Origin of the sequence: Stenotrophomonas sp. Sm6012 (assembly GCF_030985895.1) — a bacterium.
In the GTDB taxonomy this organism is placed as follows: domain Bacteria; phylum Pseudomonadota; class Gammaproteobacteria; order Xanthomonadales; family Xanthomonadaceae; genus Stenotrophomonas; species Stenotrophomonas forensis.
This window is the reverse complement of record NZ_JAPTFX010000224.1, coordinates 1-4,238: the sequence shown is the minus strand read 5'-3', so window position 1 is coordinate 4,238 and position 4,238 is coordinate 1. Positions and strand designations below refer to the sequence as shown.

The following is a 4,238-nucleotide window of genomic DNA, read 5'->3' as shown; positions in this document are numbered from 1 at the left end:
GCCCGGCACCCGCTGACGGCAACGGCAAAAGCTGGGTTTCCGTGGATTGGCGAGGTGGGGTGGGGTTGATCGTCTGTTGTTGGTGGGTGTCGACCTTGGTCGACACGATGGAAGCGGAAAAATTCTCCGCCCATGAAAAAAGCCCGCCGGATGCCGGCGGGCTTTTTCGTTTATCGGGCTGCTGGCCTCAGGTCCAGCCGAACAGCTCGAACAGCTTCAGGATCAGGTAGGCACAGCCACCGGCGGCCGGGATGGTCAGGATCCAGGCCCAGACGATGCGCTCGATCACGCCGAACTTCAGCGAACGCGGGTTCTTGGCGAAGCCGACGCCCATGATCGCGGTGGAGATGCTGTGGGTGGTCGAGACCGGCATGCCGAAGTGGGCGGCCAGGGTCAGGATGGTGGCCGAGCTGGTTTCCGCGGCGAAGCCGTGGATCGGATGCAGCTTGACCATCTTGTGGCCCAGGGTCTTGATGATCTTCCAGCCGCCCGAAGCGGTACCGGCGGCCATCACCACCGCGCAGGTCAGCACGATCCACATCGCGATGCCGTCACCGGCATGCGCGTCCGGATGCATGAAGGCCAGCCATGACGGCAGGTCGTTCAGTGCGCCGGTGGCTTCGGCACCAATCAGCGTCATCGCGATGATGCCCATGGTCTTCTGCGCATCGTTGTGGCCGTGGGCAAAGCCCATGTAGGCCGCCGAAGCGATCTGCGCCTTGCCGAAGAACGCGTTGACGATGCGCGGACGGGCCAGGCGGCCGATGGCACCACCGATCTTGGCCAGGCCGGCGATCAGCCCCCACAGCAGCACCATCACCACGATGCCAAGCAGGAAGCCGGCAATCGGCGAGGTGATCATCGGCACGAACACCTTCCACAACAGGCCCTTGTTCTGCGCCCAGCTGCCCAGGCGCTCGGACCAGATCAGCGCGTCCCAGTTGTTGTGCGCAGCGGCCAGGCCGGCGCCGCAGAGGCCGCCGATCAGCGCGTGCGAGGACGAAGACGGCAGCCCCTTCCACCAGGTGATCAGGTTCCAGATGATGCCGCCCAGCAGGGCGCACAGGATCACCTGCGGAGTGACGTCGACCACGTTGGTGTTGAGCAGGCCCGAGGCGATGGTCAGCGCCACCGCAGTACCGGTCAGTGCACCGATGAGGTTCATGAAGGCGGCCAGCATCACCGCCCAGCCGGGCGAGAGCACCTTGGTCGCCACCACGGTGGCAATGGAGTTGGCAGTGTCGTGGAAGCCGTTGATGAACTCGAAGACGAGCGCGGCCAGGATCACCACCAGGACAAGGGTCAACATGCGGCGGCGTCCGTCAGCTGTTCTTCAACACGATCTGGTATGCCACCACGCCGGCCTCGCGGCAGCGGTCGATGGCCTTTTCCAGGATCTCGAAGAATTCCTTCAGCAGGAACATCTGCAGGTTGTCCAGGCGGCCCGAATAGATGTCGCGGTACAGCTCGAGCATCAGCCGGTCGGCCTCGTTCTCCAGCGAGCGCAGCTTCTCGTTGAGCGCGGTCATCCGGTCCAGGTTCATGTGGCGCAGGTCGGCCACCATCTCCACCACCACACTGGCAGCCTGCTCCAGCATCGCCGCGCGCGGCGCGAAGTCGATGTGCTCCAGGTGGGTCGTGGCCAGCGAATAGCGATCGGCGAACTTCTCGATCTGCTTGGGAATCTTGTACAGCGCCGAACCCAGCGCTTCGATGTCTTCGCGCTCGATCGGGGTCATGAAGCTGTCCACCAGCGCCTGGCTGATCTTGTCCGAGGCCGCGCGTTCGCGCAGGCGGGCCAGCTTGAAAGCGTCCAGCGCCGGCTGGCGGTCGGCCTCGCGCAGCATGGAATGCAGCGCCTTGGCGGCGTCGGAAGCCGCGACGGCGGCCTCATCGAGCAGGGTGTAGAACTGTTTGCCGGAACCGAAAATGGTCTGCAGAGAGAACATTGAGAAACCTGTCAGCCGTCGCGGGAAGGACGGCACCAGACGGAATTATGACGGCTAGATGACCATCTCGGGTATCCCTGCCCCCTTTCCGGGCCTTGGCCCGCCCAACCTGAACAGGCAGTTGCCACCCTGCCACGCCCCTTTGCTAAGATGCCAGCGCGCCTTCGGGCGCACCTTATGGACGACGACCCTTATCCCCCAGCGCCGCGCCGGACCCCGCTCCTGAGCGCCAGCCGCCATCGCAAGCACCCGCCCTCCCTGCCACCAACCGGGGACGACGCCCGTGTTTGAAATGATCCTGATTGTCTTCGCGCTTGTTCTGCTGAACGGCTTCTTCGCCATGTCCGAGATGTCGGTCATGACCTCACGCAAGAGCCGCCTGAAGCAGATGGCCGCAACCTCCAAGCGGGCCGCCAAGGCACTGGAGCTGTCGGAAAAGCCGGAGAGCTTCCTGTCCACCGTGCAGATCGGCATCACCGTGATCGGCGTGCTGACCGGCTACCTCGGCGGTGAAGCGCTGGGCGAGGCCTTCGCCGGCTGGATCCAGGGCCTGATGCCGGGTTTTGCCTACGCTGGCAACGTCGGCACCGCACTGGCGGTGAGCCTGATCACCTTCATCACGCTGATCTTCGGCGAACTGGTGCCCAAGCGCCTGGCGCTGACCCGCTCGGAGGCCATTGCCGGCCTGGTGGCGATGCCGATGAGCTGGCTGGCCAAGCTGGCCCTGCCCTTCGTCTGGCTGTTGTCGAAGACCACCCAGCTGGTGCTGCGCCTGTTCGGCCTGGGCAAGGATGAAGTCGCCTCGGTAACCGAAGAAGAGATCCGCATGCTGGTGGCCGAAAGCCACGAGGCCGGCGTGATCGACGCCCACGAGCGCGACATGATGAACCGTGTCATGCGCTTGGGCGACCGCACCGCCGACAGCCTGATGACCCCGCGCAACCGCATTGCCTGGCTCGACACCCAGGCCGGGCTGGAGCGCAACCTGGAGATCATGGCCGAGCACGAGTTCTCGCGGTACCCGGTGTACCGCGACAACGACATGGACGTGGTCGGCGTGCTCGAGCTGAAGTCGCTGGCCACGCGCATGGCGCGCGGCGACACCGCGCTGTTCCAGACCCTGCGCGAGCCGCTGTACGTTTCCGAATCGACCCATGCGATGAAGCTGCTGGAGATCTTCCGCGAGGAACAGCAGTCGATGGCGCTGGTTGTGGATGAGTACGGCGAGATCCAGGGCCTGGTGACCATCAGCGACCTGATGGGGGCGGTGGTCGGCCGCCTGCAGGCGGTGGAGAACGCCGACGAGGATGCGCTGGTGGTGACCCGCGAGGATGGCTCGCTGCTGGTGGATGGCTCGCTGCCGATCGAGGACCTGCGTGAGCTGATCGGCAGCAACGACCTGCCCGATGCCGAGGACGGCGACTACTACACGCTGGCCGGCATGTGCATCCACTACTTCGGCCGCATCCCGCATGCCGGCGAATACTTCGACTGGGCCGGCTGGCGATTCGAAGTCGTCGACCTGGACGGTGCGCGGGTGGACAAGCTGCTGCTGCGCACGCTGTCCGACGAGCAGGCCGATGAGCTTACCGCCTGAGGCCGGCCAGGGTCCGGGCGCCGCGCGCCCGGCCTACCGCAACGAGGGCATCCGGACCCTGCTGGAGATGTTCGCCTCGGGCGACCCGGCCGAGCACATGCCGCTCGGCCAGATCCTGTGCAACCTGCAACAGAGCGCGTTCGGCGTGTTCCTGTTCGTGGCGATCCTGCCGTCGTTCATCCCGATCCCGGGCATGGGCGGCGCGGTCAGCGGCCCGCTGGTGATCCTGATCGGCCTGCAGATGCTGTGCTGCCTGCGGCGCCCCTGGCTGCCCGGCTTCATCGCCCGGCGCGGGCCGAAGCGCGGCACCATGCACCGCTTCCTCGACCGCATCGACCGCCCGCTGCGGCGCCTGGACAAGATGCTGAAACCGCGCCTGTCGCAGCTGCTGACCCCGCTGCCGGCGCACGCGTTTACCGGCCTGCTGCTGGTGCTGTTGGGCGTTCTGCTGTCGCTGCCGATCCCGTTCACCAACTTCCTGTTCGGCTTCCAGCTGCTGCTGTTCGCGCTGGCATTGCTGGAACGCGATGGCGCGCTGATGCTGTTCAACTGGATTGCCGCGCTGGCGGCCATCGCGTTCTTTGGTTTCAGTTCCGGGCAACTGGTGGGCTACACGGTGGAGCTGTTCCAGCGCTGGTTCTGAACCGGAGCCCGGTAGAGCCGGCCGCTGGCCGGCTGCCACGTTTGCAGGA

5 protein-coding genes are annotated in these 4,238 nt (G+C 65.6%); 3 read left to right on the top strand and 2 right to left on the bottom strand.

Annotation, left to right across the window (positions count from 1 at the left end; translation table 11 throughout):
* Nucleotides 1-230 (top strand): hypothetical protein (locus O0J73_RS21640; RefSeq protein ID WP_308309608.1); only part of this gene is annotated, 230 nt, incomplete at its 5' end.
* On the opposite strand, the gene O0J73_RS21635 is transcribed toward O0J73_RS21640, so the two are convergent.
* Together O0J73_RS21635 and O0J73_RS21630 are read right to left on the bottom strand one after the other, a co-directional pair.
* Nucleotides 188-1,309, bottom strand: a complete 1,122-nt coding sequence (locus O0J73_RS21635) for an inorganic phosphate transporter (RefSeq protein WP_006431323.1) — start codon at nucleotides 1,307-1,309, stop codon at nucleotides 188-190. The genes O0J73_RS21640 and O0J73_RS21635 overlap by 43 nt on opposite strands.
* Nucleotides 1,310-1,322: 13 nt before the next feature.
* Nucleotides 1,323-1,949, bottom strand: coding sequence for a DUF47 family protein (locus O0J73_RS21630; RefSeq protein ID WP_006431321.1), 627 nt, complete (start codon nucleotides 1,947-1,949; stop codon nucleotides 1,323-1,325).
* A gap of 292 nt (nucleotides 1,950-2,241) precedes the next feature.
* On the opposite strand from O0J73_RS21630, the gene O0J73_RS21625 reads away from it, so the two are divergent.
* Together O0J73_RS21625 and O0J73_RS21620 are read left to right on the top strand one after the other, a co-directional pair.
* Nucleotides 2,242-3,546, top strand: a complete 1,305-nt coding sequence (locus O0J73_RS21625; RefSeq protein ID WP_197564752.1) for a hemolysin family protein — start codon at nucleotides 2,242-2,244, stop codon at nucleotides 3,544-3,546.
* Nucleotides 3,530-4,189 carry an exopolysaccharide biosynthesis protein gene (locus O0J73_RS21620; protein ID WP_308309607.1) on the top strand — a complete coding sequence of 220 codons (660 nt, stop codon included), beginning with the start codon at nucleotides 3,530-3,532 and terminating at the stop codon, nucleotides 4,187-4,189. Before O0J73_RS21625 ends, O0J73_RS21620 begins: the two co-directional genes overlap by 17 nt.
* Nucleotides 4,190-4,238: the final 49 nt, after the last annotated feature.

Coding starts and splice junctions, on each gene's coding strand:
- O0J73_RS21635 (WP_006431323.1), bottom strand. CDS start 1,309: ATGTTGACCCTTGTCCTGGTGGTGATCCTGGCCGCGCTCGTCTTCGAG.
- O0J73_RS21630 (WP_006431321.1), bottom strand. CDS start 1,949: ATGTTCTCTCTGCAGACCATTTTCGGTTCCGGCAAACAGTTCTACACC.
- O0J73_RS21625 (WP_197564752.1), top strand. CDS start 2,242: ATGATCCTGATTGTCTTCGCGCTTGTTCTGCTGAACGGCTTCTTCGCC.
- O0J73_RS21620 (WP_308309607.1), top strand. CDS start 3,530: ATGAGCTTACCGCCTGAGGCCGGCCAGGGTCCGGGCGCCGCGCGCCCG.